We start from the raw sequence: 21,313 nt of genomic DNA, 5'->3' as shown, positions 1-21,313 counted from the left end.
GTGGAAACGTTAAAAAAAGGCACACTTGCAGGCTTAAAAACCACTTGGACGCTAGGGAAGATCATTTTTCCTGTCACTTTACTCATCACGTTGCTGAGTCACACACCGGTGTTAGATTGGCTGATCTCTGTTTTAGCACCAGCCATGAAATGGATCGGTCTTCCGGGTGAAGCGGCGATCCCGCTCGTTCTCGGTAACTTTCTGAATCTATATGCCGGAATCGGGGGGATTCTGACTCTCGATTCTTTAACGGTGCAAGATGTGTTTATTCTAGCTGTTATGCTTTCATTTTCTCACAACCTATTTATTGAATCTGGTGTAGCAGCTAGTGTGGGCATCAAATTATGGGTAATTCTACTTGTTAGAATTGGCTTGGCACTCTTTTCTGCATTTATGATCAATCTTTTATGGGATGGCGGAACAGAAAAAGCACAGTATGGTTTTATATCAAAGCCTGAAGCGGCACCAGATGGCTGGGGAGAAATCACGCTCACAGCTTTAGAAAAAGCGTCACTCGGTATTCTGCAACTCGCACTTATCGTCATACCGCTCATGATTATCATGCAATATATGAAGGACAAAGGATGGCTGAACAAGTTTTCGAACTGGATGGCTCCAGCTATGAAACTTTTAGGTATGAAAGAGAACACGTCCATGACGATGGCAGCTGGTCTTACGATCGGTCTCGCATATGGAGCAGGTGTGATGATGCAGGCTGCAAAAGAGGATGGCGTATCAAAGAAAGATCTGTATTTGGCTTTTATCTTTCTCGTAAGCTGTCATGCTGTTGTTGAGGATACGCTTGTTTTTGTACCATTAGGCATTCCGGTTCTGCCGCTGCTGATCATTCGAGTTGTGACGGCGATCGTTCTTACGGTATTAGTAGCTTACGTATGGAACAAGCTGGAACGGAAAAATCGTTTAACAAGAAAGGAACGACAACATGAAACGCAACACCATACTATTTGATTTAGACGGAACATTAATCAATACGAACGAACTGATCATCGCTTCTTTTCTTTACACGTTGGATAAGCATTTTCCAGAACAATATAATCGAGAGAGTGTCTTGCCGTTTATGGGGATGCCGCTCGTTGAGACGATGGAGCAGTTCGATAAAGAAAAAGTATCAGACTTAGTTCAAACATACCGTGAACATAACATCTCACATCATGATGAACTGGTTACAGAGTTTGAAGGAGTTTTTGAAACGGTAGAAGAATTGTATAAAAAGGGCTATAAACTGGGCATCGTAACTACAAAAATGAGAAATACAGTCGAGATGGGCTTACGCCTTGTTGGTCTTGATAAGTTCTTTCAAACGGTCGTTACGCTGGATGACGTGAAAAACGCGAAGCCAGATCCAGAGCCTGTTCAAAAAGCGCTAGCCTTGCTTGGATCGACCCCAGATCAAGCGATCATGGTGGGCGATAGCAAGTACGATATTCTTGCGGGTCAGAACGCTGGCACACAAACGGCTGGTGTAGCATGGACGATTCGAGGCAACGATTATTTGCAGCAGTTTAATCCAGACTTCATGCTGAATGAAATGACGGATTTGCTGGATGTTTTGGGAGAGAGATAATTGCGAAATACTGAGCGTTATCCGGTAAAAGGAAGAAACTCGTTGTACCAGGTGTATGACACCGTTCCGTTCTGGAAAGTGGTTAAAAATTTCATTGCGATACAAGTGGCAAGATACACACCATTCCTACCGATAAAAAATTGGATCTATCGTACCTTTTTGAAGATGAAGGTCGGTGAGGGAACAGCATTCGCGTTGATGGTCATGCCAGACATCATGTATCCGGAACGCATATCAGTAGGGAAGAACTGTGTGATCGGCTATAATACAACGATATTAGCTCATGAATATTTAATAAAAGAATACCGTTTGGGTGACGTAATCGTGGGCGATGAAGTGATGATCGGTGCGAACTCTACGATCCTCCCAGGCGTTACGATCGGTCACGGTGCGATCGTATCAGCTGGAACGCTCGTCCACAAAGATGTCCCAGAAGGATCTTTCGTTGGTGGTAATCCGATGCAGGTCATCTACACGAAAGAAGAACGATCTAAGAGGGAAATGGAAAGCTAGAAATTTGTCGTAAGTTCCCCTCTTGGGTTTTCTTGTTTTTCGTCGTATACTTAAAACAGGCAAAAAAGCGAAAGCTGGAGGCGCATACTATGAGAAGGAAATCATTCTCGATCGTATTTATGAAAAACACGTTTAAAATTGGACACCTCGTTGAAGACAACTGTCAGTCTCAGCATGCACCGAAAGCATCTCATCCTCAAAATAAGGCCGAACAACTGGCTGCTCGAGACACCTACCGTTTCCGGACTGCTGTGTCAAAAATGAAAGGTCATGGCCTTGTTAAGCATTACGAACTTCAAAGCAAACGTGCAAAGCTGGTTTTTTATGGCGACTATTCTACTTACAAACGTAACGTACCTCATATTGCGTTTACACACGAACATTTTCAACACTACTTTGGAACAGAAGATTTAATCTGTGAATTTCTCCTTGATACTTCTATTTATTTATTTAAAGAACTCCATTTTTTAGAAGAGATCCAACTGGATATACCGAGTCATGGCAAGATGTATACGGTCGAACTGACACGACAGGAACTCGATGAGTATATGAAGTGTGATCTGGCCGAGATGAAAGATGGTCATCACCATAGGTTCTTCTACATCTACCGAGACGAAGAGCTGGATCTATTTACGAATCAATTTGTAAAGGTCAAACGTTTAAGACGAAAAAAATTATAAAGTAGTTAAAACTGGCGCCCAATCGTCTTATGAATGGGTACCAGTTTTTTTGTTGTGTGAAGGGAGTGGGGGATAGGGTGTATGAAGGTTAGCGGCTATTAACACACAGCGAAATTTGTCGAGGATTGCAGACTCGTGGATAAACAGCCAAAACTCGTGGATTGAGCACCAAAACTTCTGGATTGAATGCAGAAACTTTTGGATTCAGCACCAAAACTTCTGGATTGATAAGTCCGTATGTGCCATGCCACTTTGTTTTGGCAGCTAACAATCTCCATTACTAGAAGTCTTTCCAAAAAAAATCTATTCCTTTTGTCGAAAAATGTCTTTATAATAAAAATGTTCCTTTTTTTAATTTTAAAAATATTGAAAGCGTTTTTACAACAAGAAAAGGCAGGAGGAAATCTGAATATGGATTATGGAGTTATTTTTTCAATTAGTGTGTACATGATCGGGATGGTGCTGATCGGGCTTTATGCGTACCGAAAGACTGATAACCTTACCGATTACATGCTTGGCGGAAGAAATCTTGGACCAGCTGTTACTGCACTGAGTGCGGGTGCATCAGATATGAGTGGATGGCTGTTGATGGGTCTTCCGGGTGCCATGTACGTATCTGGTTTAAGTGCTGGATGGATCGTGATTGGACTATGTGCAGGAGCGTATCTGAACTGGCTGTTTGTGGCACCGCGTTTACGAACGTATACGGAAGTAGCGAACAACTCGATTACGATTCCAGATTATTTTGAGAACCGATTCAAAGATACTTCTCGCATACTGCGTATTACGTCAGCGTTAGTTATCGTGATTTTCTTTACGTTCTATTCTTCATCAGGAATGGTTGCGGGCGGACAATTGTTCGAGACAGCGTTTGGTTTGAATTACATGTGGGGTATCTTGCTTACAGCTGGAGTAGTTATTATTTATACTTTATTCGGCGGTTTCTTAGCGGTAAGTTATACAGATTTCGTACAAGGAGCGATCATGTTTGTAGCGTTGATCCTTGTACCATTCGTTGCGATTCTAAAAGTTGGCGGATGGGATGCTTCGTTTAACGAGATCGAAAGCATCAGTCCGACCCTGCTTGATGCCTTTACAGGTACAAGCTTGATCGGTATCATCTCCTTATTGGCATGGGGATTAGGATACTTCGGCCAGCCGCATATCATCGTTCGTTTTATGGCGATCTCGTCTGTAAAAGAGATGAAGAGCGCAAGACGAATCGGAATGGGTTGGATGGTCTTCTCCATCGTTGGAGCAATGTTCACAGGTCTTGTTGGAATTGCTTATTTCAACCAAGCAGGTGCTCCACTAGGGGAAGCAAAAGCTGAAACGGTATTTATCATACTATCTGAAGTATTGTTCCACCCGATCATTACAGGATTCTTGCTTGCTGCGATCTTAGCGGCAGTTATGAGTACGATCTCATCTCAGTTGCTCGTAACATCTAGTGCTTTAACAGAAGACTTTTACAAAGCATTCGTAAAACGTTCTGCATCTGATAAGGAACTCGTGTTAGTAGGACGATTGGCAGTTTTAGCTGTAGCGGTCATTGCATTTGTGATGGCTCTTAATCCGAGCGAAACGATCCTAAATCTTGTAGGTTATGCTTGGGCTGGGTTTGGTGCAGCATTCGGTCCGGTCGTATTGCTGAGTCTATATTGGAAACGCATGACAAAATGGTCTGCTTTTGCGGGTATCGTTGTAGGAGCTGTTACTGTTATTGTTTGGGAACTCATCCCGGCTATGGCTGATGTATATGAGATCATTCCAGGATTCATCGCATGTACACTAACGATCGTAGTAGTTAGCTTGATGACAAAAGAACCAAGTGCAAGTATTCAAGAAGAGTTTGAAGAAACGAAAAGATTAGTAAGTTAATAGTGGGGATATGGACTGACCAATAGCAGACTCTGTGCTGATATTGGTCAGTTTTTTTGTTGAGACGAGTAAAAGCATCTTAAACAACTGTTTAACGCTGTCACGCAGAATAGCTGCTCCTGCATATGATGGACTATGCGGGGTGACGGATATGAGGATAAAAGATAGAGTAAAGCTTTGGTTCTTAGGATCGCTTTATCCGGAAAATTCATTACAACCGATCGACAGCACAGAGCAGTTTGTTCGTGAATTATATAAGGGATGCCCGGTAATCTTTACGTTAAGAGATGTTTACGGATTGATTCTATACGATAAAAAAGAACAGCTCGGAACACTGTATATAAAAGATATGTTCGGAATCACGGAAGACTATAGAAACTATTATTCAATACTTGAATTGCTCTCGTTCTACAGTGAGCATGTTAGGGAAGGAATTTTATTCTATGCAGAGAATAATTAAAGAATCATATTCTGTTGAACACCTCATTACTTGAGGTGTTGTATTATTACATCCTTAGAAAGTGAGTCATCGTTATATGCCTATTATTATACATCGAGAATTTGTACATGCTTCTGCAGAAGTCTGCTTTGATCTTGCTCGAAACGTAGATATACATACTGAAACGACCTCTCATACAAGAGAAAGAGCGGTCGGCGGAATAACGTCAGGTTATATGGAAAAGGGCGATCATGTAACGTGGGAGGCCGTTCATCTTGGCGTAAAACAAAGGCTGACTGCAAAAATTATTGAGATGGAGAGGCCGCATATGTTTGTAGATGTGATGGTGAAAGGTGCTTTCCATTCATTCGTACATACCCATACTTTCGAACCGAAGAAGAACGGCACCATTATGGTGGATCATTTTCATTATAGATCTCCGTTTGGCGTGATTGGAAGGTTAGCAGATTGGTTGTTCCTCGAAAAATACATGACGAATTTTTTAGTAGGACGGGCGAGAGCGCTAAAAGAGATCGCAGAAAATACGCACCATACATAAAGATAGAAAGCGGTGAACAGTGATGAAGATAGGAATGGTACGTCATTTCAAAGTCAAACGAGGCTATCCGACTGAAAAATGGATCACGCCATCTGAATTTGATCAGTGGCTCAAAGAATACGAAGCTTCTGATGTAGAAGAAACAAACGTTGACCTAAGCGGGATCAATTGGAACACCTGCTATTCGAGCACCGTTCGTCGTGCAGAATATACAGCAGGGAAGATTTACAGAGGTGAGCTGATCAGAACGGATGATCTTCGTGAGATTCCTGTCTATCCATTTTTTAAAAGAGACATTAAGATTCCGATGATTCTATATCCTCTTTGCATCCGAACAGCATGGTTCTTTAACCACAAATCACAGCTTGAGCGTAGAACAGATGTAGAAATGCGTGTTTCAAAGATCGTTGACCGCATACTAGAAGAAAACAAAGAAAATGCATTAATCGTAAGTCATGGTGGACTCATGATGTTCATGAGAAAAGAACTGATCAAGAGAGGATTCAAAGGACCAAGATTAGGCAGACCCGAAAACGCGAAGCTCTATTTGTTTGAGAAGATCTAGGTGGGGCTGTCGAGGTGTGTCGAAAATCGGATAAATAATTTTATCCGTGAAATTATGTATGCTATCCGTGAATATAATGTTCATTACCGTGAATAAAAAAAAGATTACCGTGAAATTTTGCACTTCTACAACTATGTATCGTAAGAAAACTGGCTGACACCCCCACACGAACAGGGAATGTAGCCAGTTTTCTTTCGTAGAACCTTCATTTATTGAGCATTCTTATAAAATTCTTCCATCATATCGTAGCTCATCGGACCGATATGTTTTTGCACGATGATTCCTTTTTTATTAATAATAAAAGTAGTCGGAATCGTGACCGTTTTGTACGTATTTCCGACTTTACCGTCAGGATCTAATAGAACGGGGAAGTTCAGCTTGTACGTTTGCGCAAACTTTTTTACTTCCTTCTCGGAGTCGCTGTCTGTTAAGTTTACAGCTAAGATTTCCACTTTCTTAGAAGAGTGGTCTCTATAGAAACGTACCATTTCCGGCATTTCCGCACGACAAGGTGGACACCATGTTGCCCACAGGTTTACGAATACGACCTTTCCTTTGAGATCTGATAACTTTACGGTTTCGCCTTCAATCGTTTTTAATTCAAAATTCGGTGCACGGTCACCTTTTTTGATACCGTAGGATGCTGCCTCTACGGATTCATCACTTGTTTTCTGTCCACTGAGCGGGGAATTTGTTAGAACGGAAAAGAATAGTGCAGTGACTAACATAGACAGAACGGTTTTTCTGATCTCAAACGAACCTTTCGTATATAAGTAAAGGGACAAGATCGAAAAGAACAAGGAGACCAACCCATCAGCTAGGAGTGTAGTCGACGCAAAATGCGCACCATAATAAGCAGCGAAGTATAAAGTTAACCCTAATATACCGATATAAAATACTCTGCTTCTATCAAGCTCACGCTTACTCGCAGCCCCAAGAATATAAAGGATTGAACAGATGATTCCTAGAACGATTCCTGTTTCTCCTCCATTAAAATACAAGATACTTGACGGGTGTTCAATGATCAGTAGGGGATGTAGAACAGCATAACTGAACTTCCAAACCAATAGAAAAATTCCTACCGCATTACTCAATACGTCTAACAGATGCTTTTTGTCAGTTTCTTCTCTTACTTTTACATACAATATGCCATACGCGATCAATGCAGATCCTAAAATGGCTAGCCAAACCATCTTTACAGAAAAAGATCCGAACGTTATATAATCCGCCATCAGTAACACCCACCTTAAACTTGTCCTCTATTCTAAACTTTATCAAACTCTAGCCTTTTTTATTCCTAATTTGCTTGTTTCATATAAAAAAACCAGTGAAGGATTTCTCCCTGCACTGGTCCTATACTACATTTCTTTACAGCCTTTATAAAAGATAAAACCCAACTCCCATGATCAAGTAAGCTGCAAGGAGGGTGAGCCCTTCAAACCAGTTCGTATCGCCATCACTTGTTAACGCGATCGTTAAGAATACTGCGAGTACCATCGCTACAAGTTCAGGAAGTGTAAAGACGAGTGCCATCGATTTTTCAAAAAACAAAGATACCAATACAAGCAATGGCGCGACAAACATCGCGATCTGTAGCGTTGAGCCGATGGCGATCTCTACGGCAACATTCATCTTATTCTTATAAGCCATGATGATCGCTGAAGCATGCTCAGCTGCGTTTCCGACGATGGCAACGATGATGATTCCGATGAAAACTTCACTCCAGCCAAGTGTTCTTCCTACTTCTTCAAATGTATGGACGAGCTTTTCAGAAACATATGCAACAGCAAGAGTAGCTAGAGCTAGGACGGTAAGAGCTTTCCATTTACTCCATTCTGCTGATTCATCACCATGAGCCACATCGTGTTCTGATTGATAGACACCCCGGTGAGTAACAAGCTTGAACAGAAGTGCAGCCACATAAAGAATGATCATGATGACAGAGACCCATACACTTAAGGTGAGTGAATCGTCGTCGTTCAGTTTATAAGAAAAGACCTCAGGGAAAACAAAAGCGACTACAACAGCGAATATCAGTAGACCCGCGTTATGCCGTGCATCATAAACGTTGAACTTTTGTTGTTTATATTTTAATCCGCCTATGAAAAATGACAAACCTCCGACTAGTAAAAGATTTCCGAGTACAGAACCTGTTAAAGACGCTAATACTACACTTATAAGTCCGGCCTTTAAAGCAAAGATTGAAATGATGAGCTCGACCGCATTACCGAACGTGGCGTTGAGCAAACCGCCAATTCTTGGACCGGCAATGATAGCTAAGCTTTCCGTGGCGCGTCCCATATAACCGGCTAGTGCGATGATCGTTGCACAATAGATTACAAAAAGTAGTACAGCAGGCCAATGTAAGATGCTGCCGATAACGGATAGCGGTACGCCTATGATGATGGAAATAAAAAAGATGCGATTAAACAAGACGCATTCCATCCCTTCTATGTATTTTATTTTTACATACTATTCCCTGAAATCTGTATTCTTAACTCTGAATAAGGAAACAAGATTTTGTGTGAATTGGTTGACAGTTTCGACAAGGACGTGTAGACTAACTACTAAATCTTTATCATGGTAGTATATTAGCGAACTAAAGTGTTATATTGAAATTTTGCTTTCTCACCAAGCTTTTATTCATTAAAACTAAACTTAATCTATTCATTTCAAAAATAAAGGATGAAGGATCATGTCAAAACCGTTTGTCTTTGAAAAACCAGCAGGTATGCGCGATACACTTCCTGCCTTCTATCAAAATAATGAAGATATAAAAAATAGAATGAAACAAGAGATGGAGTCTTGGGGTTATCAATTCATTCAAACTCCTACTTTGGAATATCACGATACAGTCGGTGAAGCTTCGGCAATTTTAGATCAGCAACTGTTCAAGCTGCTTGATATGGAAGGAAAAACATTGGTTTTGAGGCCAGATATGACAGCCCCGATCGCAAGGGTCGTGTCATCAAGCATGAAGCAGGTAGCTTACCCGCTTCGCCTCGCGTACAGTTCTCCCGTTTTCAGAGCGCAACAGCGTGAAGGAGGACGGCCGGCCGAATTCGAACAAGTAGGTATCGAATTGATTGGTGAAGGTACAGCAAGCGCTGAAGCTGAAGCACTAGCTCTTATGTCTGAAGTGTTTAGAAAGAGCGAAATTGCTTCATTTACTGTGGCTGTCGGACATATCGGATTTGTGCAAGAACTTCTTTCTGAAATTTTAGGAAATGATGATCGAGCAGCAGATCTGTTGCGTTATTTAAACGAAAAAAATTATGTAGGTTACACCTCACATGTGAAAAAACTGCCTCTTTCTTCTATAGATACACAGCGATTATTAAAATTGTTGGATTTAAGAGGCGGGATTGAAGTACTAGATGAAGCTTCTTCATTAAACCCGAACAGAAGAGGACAGCAGACCTTACAAGAATTAAAAGATCTGTACGACCTCTTAGAAGATTACGATGCGGCACAAAACATTGTCTTTGATTTTACGCTGTTCAGTCATATGAATTATTACACGGGAATTGTGTTTGAAGGGTACGGTGCAGGAATCGGGGCACCGATCGCAAGCGGTGGACGTTATGACGATCTGCTCAGTCGTTTTGATCGAAAAGCACCGGCAATCGGTTTTGCGATTCGCATGGACTATTTTGTAGAAGCGTTAGGAAAGAAAAAAGATGATACAGAGAGAGAATGCATTCTGTACACGAATGAGCGAAGAAAAGAAGCGCTAAAGCTGGCAAGAAACAAGCGCAATGAGGGCAAGCGTGTAGTGATGCAGAATCTATCCGGAGTAAAAAATATAGATGAATTCAGCAAACGATTTGATGATGTTCATTATTTAATCGGAACACAGCAAGGAGAGGACTTTTCATGAGTACGGTCTTAACGATGGCGATGCCTAAAGGACGAATATTTGAAGAAGCAGTCGATCTTCTTAGACAAGCTGGATATCCACTGCCTCCTGAGTTTGATGAATCGAGAAAATTAATCATCGATGCACCAGAAGCGGGTCTTCGGTTTATTCTGGCAAAACCGATGGATGTTCCGACTTATGTGGAGCATGGTGTAGCGGATATCGGAATCGCTGGAAAAGATGTGATGCTTGAAGAAGAGCGTGATGTTTACGAAGTGCTTGACCTGAAAATCTCAGAATGCTACCTCGCAGTTGCAGGACTTCCGAACGGACATGATCAGAGAGTTGCACCAAAGATTGCGTCAAAATATCCGAATGTTGCATCTCATTATTTTAGAGAGCAGGGTCAGCAAGTAGAAGTGATCAAATTAAACGGATCGATCGAGCTTGCTCCACTCATTGGGTTAGCAGATCGAATCGTTGATATCGTTTCGACGGGGAGGACATTGAAAGAAAACGGTCTTGTGGAACTTGAAAAAATAGCTGATATTACGTCGAGGTTGATCGTGAATCCTGCTAGCTATAGACTGCATGCAGCACGCATCAATGATCTAGTTGAACGGCTTCGAACACTGGTCGAGAGCAAGGAGGATGTTCGATGAAAATAGTACCCGTCACTGAACTTAAAAACTTAGAGAGAAGTGTTGAACAAAATACGGAGATTCAAAGAAAAGCCGTTCTTGATATTTTACAAAACGTGAAATCAAGGGGGGATGAGGCTCTTTTTGAATATACAAAAACTTTTGATGGTGTATCACTTTCATCGCTTGAAGTGACACAGTACGAAATAGATGAAGCAATTTCTTCCCTTGATCCTAATTTGGTAGAAATCATTTCAGAAGCAGCAGACAATATTCGTGAATATCATGAAAAGCAACGCCGACAGTCATGGTTTTTCACACGTGAAGACGGAACATTATTAGGTCAAAAAGTAACGCCGCTTGATTCAGTAGGTGTTTATGTACCCGGCGGAACAGCCGCTTACCCGTCTTCTGTATTGATGGGCGTCATACCGGCAGTTGTTGCAGGCGTAGAGGAGATCGTCCTTGTGTCACCACCAGGAAAAGATGGAAAACTTCCTTCTGCTGTGCTGGCGGCCGCTTCAATTGCCGGAGTTAAACGCATGTTTAAAATCGGTGGCGCACAGGCGATCGGTGCACTGGCATATGGAACGGAATCAGTTCCGAAGACAGATAAGATCGTTGGTCCAGGTAACATATTCGTTGCGCTCGCAAAACGCGAAGTTTTTGGCGTGTGTGATATTGATATGATCGCAGGTCCGAGCGAAATCGCCGTTCTTGCGGATGAGACAGCGAACGCTCGTTATATTGCAGCCGACTTATTATCACAAGCTGAACACGATTCGAGATCTGCAGCTGTACTGGTTACAACGTCAAAAGTGTTAGCTGAGGAAGTTGCGACGGAAGTTGAGTCACAACTCGCTGAACTTCCAAGAAGAGACATCGCGATAGAAGCAATTCGAGATCATGGAGTCATATATATCGTGAATTCGGTTGAAGAGGGAGCAGATGTGATCAATCAGATCGCACCTGAACACCTTGAGATCATGACGAAAGATCCGATGAGTCTTCTCGGAAAAATAAAGCATGCAGGTGCGATTTTTCTTGGAGAATACAGTTCAGAGCCTGTTGGGGATTATTTTGCAGGAAGCAATCATGTTCTTCCGACAAGTGGAACAGCGCGCTTTTCAAGTCCGCTTAACGTAGATGATTTTACAAAAAAATCAAGTGTGATTCGATATAGTGAACAAGCACTAAAAGAAAACGGAGAGAAAATATCAGCATTTGCTCGCCTAGAGGGACTTGAAGCACATGCGAGAGCAATTGATGTTCGACTGGAGGACAAGTAGATGGAAAATCAAGTGCGACAACATACGATCGAAAGAAATACAAAAGAGACCCAGATCAGCTTATCTCTAAATATTGATGGAGAAGGACAAGCTGATATTCAAACGCCTGTCCCATTCTTAAACCACATGCTAGATGCGATCGCACGTCACGGACATTTTGATCTCACGGTTAACGCTGCGGGAGATGTGGAGATCGATGATCACCACACAACAGAAGACGTTGGGATCTGCCTTGGCCAAGCGATTCAGGGAGCTTTAGGTGACAAGCGAGGAATCAAGCGATACGGCAATGCGTTCGTACCGATGGATGAGACATTGGCTCAAGTCGTAATCGATCTCTCCAATCGTCCTCACCTTGAATTTCGTGCAGAATTTCCAAGTCAGAAAGTAGGAACGTTTGATACAGAACTCGTCCATGAATTCTTCTGGAAGCTCGCGTTAGAGGCGAGAATGAATCTTCACGTGATTGTTCATTATGGCACGAACACACACCATATCATCGAAGCGATCTTTAAAGCTTTTACAAAAGCATTAGATGAAGCCACACAGATCGACCCACGGGTAAAAGGAGTGCCTTCTACGAAAGGAATGTTATAGATGATCGGAATCATTGACTATGGAATGGGCAATCTGCATTCTGTCTGTTCGGCTCTAAAAAGAATCAATCAGCCTTACATTCTTTCAGGTAATCCAGAGGAACTTCATAAAACAGATGGACTATTGCTACCAGGAGTAGGTTCATTTAAAGATGCGATGTCGGAGCTTGAGAAGACCAGACTCGCTGATTTTATAAAAAATGAAGCTAAGAATGGAAAGCCATTGATGGGAATCTGTTTAGGCATGCAGCTGCTATTCGATGAAAGCAGCGAGAACGGAATAACGAAAGGACTTGGACTCCTTCCTGGTAGAGTAGAGCGTTTTACAGGCATAACAAGTGACGGACGATCTTATAAAGTGCCGCACATGGGATGGAACGATCTGAACTTTTTACAGAGTGATCAGCCGTTAGTCGAAGGTATCGACGAAGGATATGTTTATTTCGTCCATTCCTTTGTTGTACAGACTGAAAATAAAGAGGTGCTTGCCGCGGTCGCTCATTACGAAGACGTAGAAGTTCCAGCTGTAGTTGGAAGCGGCAGAATCATGGGGACCCAGTTTCACCCTGAAAAAAGTTCGGTGACGGGCATGAGCATGCTGCAAAACTTTTGCCGTTTTGTTGAGGAGGGAAAACAAAGATGAACGAATTTGTATTGTATCCGGCGATCGACATGCGTAATGGAAAATGCGTTAGGTTGATGCAAGGTGATTATGAGCAAGAAACGATCTATGGAGATTCTCCTTTTGATATGGCAAAACAGTTTGCAGATCAAGGTGCAGAATGGATTCACATGGTAGATCTTGATGGCGCGAAAGACGGGAAGAAGATTAATCACGAGCACGTATTACGTGTTGCAAAAGAACTATCCGCAAAGGTCCAAATCGGTGGAGGTATCCGTTCGATGGAAGACGTTTCATTTTATCTAGATGCTGGTGTCGATCGTGTGATCTTAGGAAGTGCTGCTGCTTCGAATCCCGAATTTGTTCGAGAAGCGTTACAGCGATACGGCGGTTCAAAGGTGGCGATCGGACTTGATGCTCGTGATGGATTTGTAGCTACTGAAGGATGGCTTGAGACGTCTCACATCAAAGCTGTTGATCTAGCGAAAAGATTAGTAGAAGAAGGTGCAGAGACGTTTATTTTCACTGATATCTCAAAAGACGGTATGCTGCAGGGACCAAACGTTGAAGCGATCGGAGAATTAGCGAGCATTACTGGAAAAGAAGTGATCGCCTCAGGTGGTGTAAGCTCAATTGATGATCTTGTTCGTTTAAAAGCAGATGAACGTAACATCGCAGGTGCGATCATAGGTAAAGCTCTTTATACAGATCGATTCACTCTGCCAGAAGCGTTAGGAAGTGTGAAGTAATGCTTACGAAAAGAATCATTCCATGTCTAGACGTTAAGGAAGGCAGAGTAGTTAAAGGAATTCAGTTTCTTAACTTAGTCGATGCTGGTGACCCTGTTGAACTGGCTCGATTTTATGATGAAGAAGGAGCAGACGAGTTAGTGTTTCTTGATATCTCTGCTAGTCACGAAGGACGGGACACGATGGTTGAAGTTGTTGAACGAGTAGCAGCAGAACTCGCGATTCCTTTTACAGTTGGTGGCGGTATCAATAAACTCCAAGACATGAAACGTGTACTACGCGCTGGAGCTGACAAAGTTTCTGTAAATACTGCAGCGGTTTTACGACCAGAATTAATCACAGAAGGATCGGATTATTTTGGCGCTCAATGCATCGTAGTGGCAATCGATGCAAAGTATGACGAAGAGTTAAAATCATGGCGCGTGTATACCCATGGAGGTCGCAAGCCCACTCAATGGGAAGTGACTGAATGGGCGCGAGAGGCAGTAAATCGTGGTGCTGGAGAAATTCTATTGACCAGCATGGATAAAGATGGAGAAAAGTCTGGATTCAACCTGGAGCTAACGAAAGCCGTGAGTGAGGCAGTAACCGTTCCTGTTATCGCGTCAGGCGGAGCAGGTTCGTCAGAGCATTTTAATGATGCATTCACGATCGGAAAAGCGGACGCTGCACTTGCTGCAAGTATTTTTCATTATAAAGAAACATCGATCACAGAGGTAAAAGCAGATTTGCGAAAGTTAGGGGTGTCTGTTCGATGAATTTAGAAAAACTGAAATTTGATGAAAAAGGACTAATTCCTGCCGTAGTCCAGGATATTCAATCAAAAGAGGTACTTACGGTCGCCTATATGAACCGAGAATCGCTACAAAAAACGATCGAAATTGGTGAAACGGTATTCTTATCAAGATCACGCCAGGAATTATGGCACAAAGGTGAAACATCTGGAAATACACAAAAAGTTAGGAGTATCCGCTATGATTGTGACCAAGACGCTTTGGTCATACTTGTAGAGCCAAAAGGTCCAGCTTGTCACACGGGCACATATAGCTGCTTTTCAGAAACGCTTTTTGAGGTGGATGAGAGAGTTGATGCACCAAATCCTGATCGTTATAGAATTCTGACAGAACTTCAAGAGATTATCGCGAAACGCGAACATGAGATGCCAGAAGGAGCTTACACAACCTACCTTTTTGAACATGGAGTCGATAAGATTTTGAAGAAAGTTGGAGAAGAAGCTGGCGAAGTGATCATCGCTGCAAAAAATCGTGATGCGGAAGAACTGAAATGGGAAGTTTCTGATCTTTTCTATCATGTTTTAGTCCTGTTGCAGGAGCAAAAGGTACCTTTAGACGAGATTTTAGCTACATTAAAAGAAAGACATACAAAAAAGGACAACTGAGATGTTTATCTTGGTTGTCCTTTTTTGTATATTTCTTTCGTTTAAAGTAATTTATGATCGATTCCAGGGATTTATGATCGATTCCGGAGATTTATGATCGATTCCAGAGATTTATGATCGATTCCAGAGATTTATGATCGATTCCGGAGATTTATGATCGATTCCAAAGTTTTATAAGCCCCACCAAAGTGTCCCAAACTTTTCGCAATAACATTCAAACCCCGGATTCCTTGCCTCATACAGACTGTCACCCATCCATCATTTTTTGTCGAAAGTTTCCTGCACATTATTTACAGTCTAAGGGGTGTTAGTCACTTTCGCCTGTGTTATAATTTTTTGGTTGAAAACTTTGTAAACGGAACGATATAGAAGTATATAAGTTTACATAAGTAGATGGAGGAACCAAATATGCATAAACAAAAACGGGCCAGTGCAGCTAGCGGCCGTGTTCTTCCCTTTATCCAGGATGGGGATTACTTTTTTGAAAAAGGAATAAAAGCCTATAACAGGCGTGATCTATATACAGCAAAAAAAATGTTTGAACGGGCCGTCACTTTCCAGCCGGAAGAGCCCTCTTTTTTATGTCAGCTTGCTTCAACGCTCGCTGAGATCGGAGAATATGAAGAATCTAATAAGTACTTGCTGAACGCTTTAGAACAATCTGGATCTGATCTTTCAGAATGTCATTTCTTTCTTGCGAATAACTTTGCGCATCTAGGCATGTATGGTGATGCCGAAGAACATGCTCGTTTATATATGGCGATTGATCCTAACGGTGAATTTGTGGAAGATACACAAGAACTGTTAGATCTTATCTCACTGGAAACAGGAAGCAAGACTTCTAGCTTGCCCCTGTCAACGGAAGAAGAGCTGATCAAGCTTCATGATGAAGCGAGGCAGTCGATCGAGCGAGGAGATCTACCACTTGCCCAACAACAGTTAAGAGAGATCATTTCAAATCATCCTAAGTTTTGGGCGGCGTATAATAACTTAGCACTCACTCATTTTTATAAGAGCGAGTTTGATGAAGCGATGGATGTTCTTCAAGATGTTTTGGATAAGAATCCTGGTAACTTAAACGCACTCTGCAACCTTGCTATTTTTCTGTTCCATTTAGGGATGGACGAACCTGGTGGTAAGCTTGTTGAACGATTAAAAACGGTGCATCCGATGCATCCTGAACATCGTTATAAATTAGGAAATACGTTCGGCTTATTAGAAGAGCATTTGTATGCGAATAAATGGCTACAGTCTCTTAGAAAATCGTCATTTGTATACGATCCTGTAACCACACATATGCTGGCGGTATCGTACTATGCGCTTGGACAAAAGGACCTTTCTCTTAAAACATGGAAAAAGGTAATCGATCTTGATCCTGAAGGTCAAGTTGCTCCTTTTTATTTGGAAAAGGCGCAAAAAGATGAGCTGACGATCACAGGCGGGGACTATCAATACCGCATTCCGACTAACAATCAGAACAAACCGAAAAAAGATCGTCAAGTGAAAGCGATGGAACATATTCAGCAAGTTCGTAAAGGACTGGAAAAAAACAAAATTACGCATTTATTTCTCCTTAGAGGGAATAAAAATGAAGAGGCTTATGAGACGCTTCGTGATTTTTGTCTTAGAAAAGAAGAGTCGTTACTTGTAAAAGAAATTGCGGCAACGATTATGCTTGAACATCAGCCAGAACGAGCTGTGAAACTTGTTCATGATGACACTTCTGTAGAAGTGGGTACAGCATCTGAGATAATCAGTATGGCACTGGATGTTCTTCTTTCTGTAAAAGAGAGGGGTTCTGCACTTGACGAGCACGTATTGTTTTATTGGGCAGAAGCTATTAAGTTTGCAGAAATGACAGGTGAGCGAATCTTTGATAACCAAAAAGCAATTGCTGCGGCAATCGATCACTTAGCTCGTAAGCAAAAAGGGCGTTCCACCCAAAAAGGGATTGCTGAGCAATACGAAATCACCGTTTCTGTTTTGTCACTACGGATAAAAAAACTTATCGGTTGGGTGAATCGCAACGTTTGAGCAGAATGATGGACTTTACTCCTATGTGCGAATAGGATAGAGATATAGTAAATAAGAATTTCCTTATATAAGGAGTGGGCATTAATGACTGAAGAAAGAATTTATGATGTAGCTATTCTTGGTGCAGGACCAGCTGGTATGACTGCAGCGGTTTATACATCACGCGCGAACTTGGATACGATCATGATTGAAAGAGGTATCCCTGGCGGACAGATGGCTAATACGGAAGATGTAGAAAACTATCCTGGTTTTGATCACATTCTTGGACCAGAACTTTCAAACAAAATGTTTGAGCACGCAAAAAAATTCGGTGCTGAATACGCTTATGGTGATGTAAAAGAAATCGTTGATGGAGAAGAGTACAAGACGATTCATGCCGGTAGCAAAACGTACAAAGCGCGTTCGATCATCATCTCAACAGGTGCTGAATATAAGAAGCTAGGCATTCCAGGAGAAAAAGAATTCTCTGGACGCGGTGTTTCTTATTGTGCGGTTTGTGATGGAGCGTTCTTTAAGAACCGTGAATTAGTCGTTGTCGGCGGTGGTGACTCTGCTGTTGAAGAGGGTGTTTACCTGACTCGTTTCGCTTCTAAAGTAACGATCGTTCATAGACGTGACAAACTTCGTGCACAAAAGATCCTTCAACAACGTGCTTTTGATAACGAAAAGATCGATTTTATCTGGAATCATTCGGTTAAAGAGATTCACGGTGAAAACAACAAAGTGAACAAAGTGACATTAGTTCATTCTGAAACTGGAGAAGAACAAGACTTTTCAGCAGATGGCGTGTTCATCTATATCGGAATGCTGCCACTTAACGCTGCGTTTAAAAATCTTGGCATCACGAACGAAAACGGCTATGTAGAAACGAACGAACAGATGGAAACAAGAATTCCTGGTATCTTTGCAGCAGGAGATATCCGTGAAAAAACACTTCGTCAAATCGTTACGGCTACAGGTGATGGAAGTATCGCTGCACAAGCGGCTCAGCACTACGTGGAAACTCTGACAGAGAAGTTAAAAAACGTAACTTCCAATTAATGTGATTGTAACAGTGATGAAACAATTGTGGGGTATATTAAAAATAAGAAATTGACCCCCTTTTTATAAAGGCAAGACTTTGACACGAAGCTACGCTTCGTGTCCTTTTTTTGTTTTTTTATAAAGCATGGAAAAGGCTCACACTCGGAAGGGTTTTTTTCCTTATTTGTGTTCTCATCATAGACAAACTGTTTGAAGTGTAGGGTGCGAGACTCCTGCGGGACAGGCGGGCAGGTGAGACACTTATACGTGAAATGTACGAATGTGGCTCATCGCCTGCCCCGCGGAAAGCGAGCATCTGGAACGGAAAACAGCTACTTTCAAAAACATCACTGATATTTCAAACTCATTTAATAGGTTCTTTTTTCACATAATAAGAAAAGCAAAATACCATAAATTAGAATGCTAAACTACGTTCAACCCTTGAGGCCTCTGTATTGTGAGGGGTTACATAATTTAGTATACTAAAAAGTAGGACATAGCCCTGAGGTGAAAACAAGTGCAAAGAGTAACAAACTGTGTGTTAATAAGAGATAATCAAGTGCTTTTACTTCAAAAGCCTAGACGGGGCTGGTGGGTAGCACCAGGCGGAAAGATGGAGTCTACCGAATCGATCCGTGATTCTGTAATACGAGAGTACCGTGAAGAAACGGGAATCTATCTGAAGAATCCGCAGCTTAAAGGTGTGTTTAATTTTATTATAAAAGAAGGCGACAAAATCGTATCAGAGTGGATGATGTTTACCTTTTTTGCAACAGACTCAGAAGGTGTTGCATTAGATGAATGTGAAGAAGGGATTCTTTCTTGGAAGCCGGTTGAAGAAGTACGTGAACTTCCAATGGCGCCAGGAGATCATCACATTCTTGACTATATGACGAGTGGCAGCAACATGATATTTGGCACATTCACATATACACCTGATTTTGAACTGCTTTCTTATCGTTTAGACCCTGCATAAGTTAAGACGGGTCGCATACAAATGAAACATAGCTAACTGGGGGGAAATGACATGGAAAGACATGATGTACAAATGGTGATTATTACAGGAATGTCAGGGGCCGGGAAGACGGTAGCCATGCAGAGCTTTGAAGATTTAGGCTTTTTCTGTGTTGATAATCTACCACCTGCACTACTCCCTAAATTTGTAGAATTAATGCAAGAATCTGCAGGTAAACTGAACAAGGTGGCACTTGTTATGGACCTTCGTGGTCGAGAATTTTTTGATCAGTTGTTCTCAACGCTCGATCAACTTGCCATCTCGTCTGATGTTCAGCCGCAGATTTTATATTTAGATTGTAAAGATGCAACTCTTGTACGCAGATACAAAGAAACAAGACGTTCTCATCCTTTAGCGAAGAGCGGAAACCCGCTTCAAGGCATCACGCAAGAGCGTGAGATGCTCGAAGAACTAAAGGGGAGAGCTCAGCAAGTATTAGATACATCTGACTTAAAGCCTCTTCAGTTGCGTGAACGTATCATTCAGCGCTTTTCTGCAAATGCCGCTCATCCGTTTACGATTAACGTGATGTCTTTTGGATTTAAGTATGGAATGCCGATCGACGCTGATTTAGTTTTCGATGTTCGTTTCCTGCCCAACCCGCATTACATCGAACATATGAGACCACGAACAGGGCTTGAAGCAGATATTTCTGAGTATGTATTGAAGTGGCCAGAAACGAACATGTTCTTAGAAAAACTGCTCGATCTGCTTCAGTTCATGATTCCTCAATATAAAAGAGAAGGCAAGAGTCAGCTGATCATCGGGATCGGTTGTACAGGCGGAAAACATCGTTCTGTAGCTCTAGCTGAATATATCGGAAATTCACTTTCGAAAGAATATGTGACATTCAGCTCTCACAGAGATATGGGAAAGGATAAAGTTTAAATGAATAAGCAGCCGAAAGTGGTAGTGCTTGGCGGAGGAACAGGCCTTTCTGTTCTTCTCCGTGGTTTAAAGCGCTATCCAGTTGATATCACTGCTATCGTTACGGTTGCAGATGACGGCGGCAGCTCTGGAAGGTTGAGGAGGGATTATGATATGCCTCCTCCTGGTGATGTGAGAAACGTGATCGCCGCCCTTTCTGAAGTAGAACCGCTTGTAGAAAAAATGTTTCAGCATAGGTTTAAAGTGGGTGACGGAATTACGGGTCATTCGCTTGGAAACTTGCTTCTTGCTGCCATGCACGATATTACGGGAGATTTTTTAACAGGAATTCGGGAACTTAGCCGCGTTTTAAACGTAAGAGGACAAGTACTCCCTGCAGCGAAAAACAGTATAATTTTATGTGCCGAATTAGAAGATGGGACGATTGTTCAGGGGGAATCTAAGATCCCGCTGTCGAATAAGAAAATCAAACGCGTCTTTTTATCTGATAAAAGGATCGAGCCGCTGCGTGAAAGCGTGAAAGCGATTCAAGAAGCGGATTTAATCGTGATCGGCCCAGGTAGTTTGTATACGAGCATCCTGCCGAACCTTCTAGTGAACGGAATCTCTAATAGCATCCGTGAGGCAACGGCTCCTAGAGTTTATGTGTGTAATGTGATGACGCAGCCTGGTGAGACAACGGGCTACACGGCTGGTGATCATATTCAGGCATTAATCGATCATGTGGGGCACAATTTTATTGACGTTGTGATCGCGAACAATGAAAAGATTCCGCCAGAATACTTGGATCTATACTTGGAAGAAGGCGCATCACAAGTTCAGTATGATGAGGAACGGTTAAAGTCGTTCGGCATCGGTTTGTTGTGCGACAACATTATCCAATACGGAACGCTTGTCAGACACGATGCACAGCGTGTTTCTGATTTATTGTTAGGACTTATAGAAAAATAGAATACGGATTGAATTGGATGGAAGA

The 21,313-nt window shown here is 42.0% G+C and carries 23 protein-coding genes; 21 read left to right on the top strand and 2 right to left on the bottom strand.

The annotated features are described in order from the left end of the window. The 8 genes from ACNJYY_RS18145 (at window position 1) to ACNJYY_RS18110 (ending at window position 6,222) form a co-directional block, all read left to right on the top strand. Window positions 1-969 (top strand): nucleoside recognition domain-containing protein, encoded by a 969-nt coding sequence (locus ACNJYY_RS18145; protein ID WP_416729527.1) that lies wholly within the window; start codon window positions 1-3, stop codon window positions 967-969. Further along, a complete protein-coding gene (gene ppaX / locus ACNJYY_RS18140) occupies window positions 944-1,585 on the top strand; it encodes a pyrophosphatase PpaX (RefSeq protein WP_144698058.1) in 642 nt (213 codons plus the stop codon). The genes ACNJYY_RS18145 and ppaX overlap by 26 nt, the downstream gene beginning before the upstream one ends. Further along, window positions 1,586-2,098 carry an acyltransferase gene (locus tag ACNJYY_RS18135; RefSeq protein WP_416729526.1) on the top strand — a complete coding sequence of 171 codons (513 nt, stop codon included), beginning with the start codon at window positions 1,586-1,588 and terminating at the stop codon, window positions 2,096-2,098. 89 nt (window positions 2,099-2,187) lie between these two features. Continuing rightward, window positions 2,188-2,778: a hypothetical protein gene (locus tag ACNJYY_RS18130; protein WP_416729525.1), complete on the top strand. Its 591-nt coding sequence runs from the start codon at window positions 2,188-2,190 to the stop codon at window positions 2,776-2,778. A 411-nt stretch (window positions 2,779-3,189) separates the two neighbouring features. Beyond that, window positions 3,190-4,659, top strand: coding sequence for a sodium/proline symporter PutP (gene putP, locus ACNJYY_RS18125; RefSeq protein WP_416729524.1), 1,470 nt, complete (start codon window positions 3,190-3,192; stop codon window positions 4,657-4,659). A gap of 151 nt (window positions 4,660-4,810) precedes the next feature. Further along, on the top strand, window positions 4,811-5,119 hold the full coding sequence (locus ACNJYY_RS18120) for a hypothetical protein (RefSeq protein ID WP_416729523.1): 309 nt from the start codon (window positions 4,811-4,813) through the stop codon (window positions 5,117-5,119). A gap of 76 nt (window positions 5,120-5,195) precedes the next feature. Beyond that, complete coding sequence (locus ACNJYY_RS18115) at window positions 5,196-5,657, top strand: SRPBCC family protein (protein WP_416729522.1); 462 nt, start codon at window positions 5,196-5,198, stop codon at window positions 5,655-5,657. Window positions 5,658-5,679: 22 nt separating this feature from the next. Further along, window positions 5,680-6,222, top strand: coding sequence for a histidine phosphatase family protein (locus tag ACNJYY_RS18110; protein ID WP_416729521.1), 543 nt, complete (start codon window positions 5,680-5,682; stop codon window positions 6,220-6,222). Between the two features lie 209 nt (window positions 6,223-6,431). Here ACNJYY_RS18110 and ACNJYY_RS18105 read toward each other — a convergent pair whose 3' ends face one another. Then, window positions 6,432-7,454, bottom strand: a complete 1,023-nt coding sequence (locus ACNJYY_RS18105) for a redoxin domain-containing protein (RefSeq protein WP_416729520.1) — start codon at window positions 7,452-7,454, stop codon at window positions 6,432-6,434. 145 nt (window positions 7,455-7,599) lie between these two features. Further along, the gene (gene cax, locus ACNJYY_RS18100; RefSeq protein ID WP_416729519.1) at window positions 7,600-8,655 is read right to left on the bottom strand and encodes a calcium/proton exchanger; all 1,056 of its coding nucleotides are present in this window, start codon (window positions 8,653-8,655) and stop codon (window positions 7,600-7,602) included. Window positions 8,656-8,917: 262 nt separating this feature from the next. Here cax and ACNJYY_RS18095 point away from each other — a divergent pair, with 262 nt between their 5' ends. From ACNJYY_RS18095 to ACNJYY_RS18035, 13 genes are all read left to right on the top strand, one after another. After that, window positions 8,918-10,102 carry an ATP phosphoribosyltransferase regulatory subunit gene (locus ACNJYY_RS18095; protein ID WP_416729518.1) on the top strand — a complete coding sequence of 395 codons (1,185 nt, stop codon included), beginning with the start codon at window positions 8,918-8,920 and terminating at the stop codon, window positions 10,100-10,102. Beyond that, window positions 10,099-10,743 carry an ATP phosphoribosyltransferase gene (gene hisG / locus ACNJYY_RS18090; RefSeq protein ID WP_191752284.1) on the top strand — a complete coding sequence of 215 codons (645 nt, stop codon included), beginning with the start codon at window positions 10,099-10,101 and terminating at the stop codon, window positions 10,741-10,743. The genes ACNJYY_RS18095 and hisG overlap by 4 nt, the downstream gene beginning before the upstream one ends. Next, the gene (gene hisD / locus ACNJYY_RS18085; protein ID WP_416729517.1) at window positions 10,740-12,011 is read left to right on the top strand and encodes a histidinol dehydrogenase; all 1,272 of its coding nucleotides are present in this window, start codon (window positions 10,740-10,742) and stop codon (window positions 12,009-12,011) included. The genes hisG and hisD overlap by 4 nt, the downstream gene beginning before the upstream one ends. After that, entirely contained in the window at window positions 12,012-12,608 is a 597-nt protein-coding gene (gene hisB / locus ACNJYY_RS18080; protein ID WP_225218687.1) for an imidazoleglycerol-phosphate dehydratase HisB, read from the top strand. Then, a complete protein-coding gene (gene hisH, locus ACNJYY_RS18075) occupies window positions 12,609-13,250 on the top strand; it encodes an imidazole glycerol phosphate synthase subunit HisH (RefSeq protein ID WP_416729516.1) in 642 nt (213 codons plus the stop codon). Then, entirely contained in the window at window positions 13,247-13,978 is a 732-nt protein-coding gene (gene hisA / locus ACNJYY_RS18070; RefSeq protein WP_416729515.1) for a 1-(5-phosphoribosyl)-5-[(5-phosphoribosylamino)methylideneamino]imidazole-4-carboxamide isomerase, read from the top strand. Before hisH ends, hisA begins: the two co-directional genes overlap by 4 nt. Beyond that, a complete protein-coding gene (gene hisF / locus ACNJYY_RS18065; RefSeq protein ID WP_416729514.1) occupies window positions 13,978-14,736 on the top strand; it encodes an imidazole glycerol phosphate synthase subunit HisF in 759 nt (252 codons plus the stop codon). Before hisA ends, hisF begins: the two co-directional genes overlap by 1 nt. After that, window positions 14,733-15,377 (top strand): bifunctional phosphoribosyl-AMP cyclohydrolase/phosphoribosyl-ATP diphosphatase HisIE, encoded by a 645-nt coding sequence (gene hisIE, locus ACNJYY_RS18060; protein ID WP_416729513.1) that lies wholly within the window; start codon window positions 14,733-14,735, stop codon window positions 15,375-15,377. The genes hisF and hisIE overlap by 4 nt, the downstream gene beginning before the upstream one ends. Before the next feature lie 408 nt (window positions 15,378-15,785). Then, a complete protein-coding gene (locus ACNJYY_RS18055; RefSeq protein WP_416729512.1) occupies window positions 15,786-17,411 on the top strand; it encodes a tetratricopeptide repeat protein in 1,626 nt (541 codons plus the stop codon). Between the two features lie 84 nt (window positions 17,412-17,495). After that, window positions 17,496-18,452 carry a thioredoxin-disulfide reductase gene (gene trxB / locus ACNJYY_RS18050; protein WP_066397626.1) on the top strand — a complete coding sequence of 319 codons (957 nt, stop codon included), beginning with the start codon at window positions 17,496-17,498 and terminating at the stop codon, window positions 18,450-18,452. 499 nt (window positions 18,453-18,951) lie between these two features. Next, on the top strand, window positions 18,952-19,410 hold the full coding sequence (locus tag ACNJYY_RS18045) for an NUDIX hydrolase (protein ID WP_066397616.1): 459 nt from the start codon (window positions 18,952-18,954) through the stop codon (window positions 19,408-19,410). A 51-nt stretch (window positions 19,411-19,461) separates the two neighbouring features. Beyond that, the gene (rapZ, locus tag ACNJYY_RS18040; protein ID WP_416729511.1) at window positions 19,462-20,337 is read left to right on the top strand and encodes an RNase adapter RapZ; all 876 of its coding nucleotides are present in this window, start codon (window positions 19,462-19,464) and stop codon (window positions 20,335-20,337) included. After that, window positions 20,338-21,288 (top strand): gluconeogenesis factor YvcK family protein, encoded by a 951-nt coding sequence (locus ACNJYY_RS18035; protein ID WP_416729510.1) that lies wholly within the window; start codon window positions 20,338-20,340, stop codon window positions 21,286-21,288. It begins immediately after the preceding gene. Window positions 21,289-21,313 lie beyond the last annotated feature (25 nt).

This window comes from Fictibacillus tiangongensis (assembly GCF_048083785.1).
GTDB lineage: Bacteria > Bacillota > Bacilli > Bacillales > Fictibacillaceae > Fictibacillus.
This window is presented reverse-complemented; position numbering and strand designations above follow the sequence as displayed.